This is a genomic window from Rhizobium sp. AC27/96 (assembly GCF_001692325.1).
Lineage (GTDB): Bacteria > Pseudomonadota > Alphaproteobacteria > Rhizobiales > Rhizobiaceae > Rhizobium.
In genome coordinates this window covers 1-1,653 of the sequence record NZ_LXKN01000065.1, presented here as the reverse complement: position 1 = coordinate 1,653, position 1,653 = coordinate 1, and the positions used below count along the sequence as shown (strand labels likewise).

Below are 1,653 nucleotides of genomic sequence, written 5' to 3'. Positions count from 1 at the left end.
GGCTCTGACTCACATTTGCTGCTGTTGAGGATGATGCTTCTGCTGGTTCATCGGAGGATCAGCTATGCAGCAACGATTTCAACGGGCGAGCCTCGCTCCGTCCGGTTTTGCAGTTGATGATGTGACGATTATCGAAGAGCGTGTGCAAGTTCGGCTGCGATCGCGCGCCCTCTCCGGAACGTGTCCAGCCTGTGGTCGACAGAGCCGACGAGTTCAAAGCCGATATCTGCGTCGGCCCGCTGACCTGCCGTTTGGCGGTCGTCGAGTTGAGCTGGCGATCGTGACGCGTCGGTTCTGGTGCGATGCCGTTCTGTGCGGTCGGCGTATCTTCTGCGAACAGTTCGATAGTGGCGTGCTCGCACGTTACGGTCGGCGCACCCAGCGGCTGGAGACCATTGTTCACCATCTTGGTTTGGCGCTCGGTGGCAGACCGGCGGCGGCCTTTGCCAATCGTCTGATGGTACCAGTGAGCAATGACACACTGCTGCGGGTGGTTCGCCGCCGTGTTGCCGACCAGGATGATGAACTCACCGTCATCGGCATTGATGATTTTGCTTTCCGGCGGGGCCAAACCTATGGAACGATCGTCTGCGATCTGGAGCGGCGGAAGCCCGTCACCCTGCTACAGGATCGAGCGTTGGATACGTCTCGAGCGTGGCTTGCCGGGCATCAGTCGATCTCCACCGTCGCTCGCGATCGGGGCGGCGGCTATGGTGAGGCTATTGCGAAGGCATTGCCCAATGCTGAGCAGGTTGCTGATCGCTGGCACCTAATGGAGAATTCCAGCCGGGCCTTCCTCGACGCTGTCGGCAAGTCGATGCGACAGATCAGGCAGGCGGTCGGCAGCAGTGTCGTTGATCCAAAGCTTCTGACCTACGCCGAGAAGCTGCAGTATGAGGGGTATCTACGCCGCCAGGAAACGAACGAGGCGGTTCGGGAGCTGTCGAAAAAGGGAACATCAATTCGGCAGATTGTGCGGCAAACCGGCCATAGCCGGAAGCTCGTTCGCGACATTTTAAGGGGGCAGCGTCTCGACGTGTTCCGAACGCGGCCAAGTTCTCTGGATAGCTGGTCGCCTTGGCTCAACAGCCGCTGGGAAGAAGGGGCACGGAACGCTTCGGCACTCTGGCGTGAGATGAAGACGAAGGGCTTTGTGGGACAGAGTGGTGTCGTATCGCAATGGGCTCAACGCCGACGTCTTGCGGAAAAGGCCAATCAGAGCGGGCTCGCCAGAACGCCGTCCGCACGGGTTATCGCACGGCTCATGACCACCGCGCGCGACGACCTTGCAAAATCCGAAGCGATCCTGGTGGCGGCGATCGAAGTGAACGTCCCGGACCTTGTGGTCGCCCGTACGGCCATTGGTGATTTCCAGTCCATGATCCGCTCGAAGACAGCGCGGAAGCTCGACGAGTGGTTGGAAGCCGCTAAGGACAGCTTGGTCGGATCGTTTGCCGGCGGCGTCGAAAAAGACCTCGACGCCGTCAGGAATGCAATCATATCACCGTGGTCAAATGGGCAAACGGAAGGACAGATCACACGCTTAAAGCTCATTAAGCGCCAGATGTACGGAAGAGCAAAACTCGATCTCCTGCAGGCGCGGTTGATCGGTGCGTCGTAGACCTGCACAGCAGCAAATGTGCGTCAGAGCCA

1 protein-coding gene is annotated in these 1,653 nt (G+C 59.3%); it reads left to right on the top strand.

What is annotated here, in order from left to right; translation table 11 throughout:
- Window positions 1-64: 64 nt before the first annotated feature.
- Entirely contained in the window at window positions 65-1,621 is a 1,557-nt protein-coding gene (locus tag A6U86_RS35015) for an ISL3 family transposase (RefSeq protein ID WP_077473006.1), read from the top strand.
- Window positions 1,622-1,653: the final 32 nt, after the last annotated feature.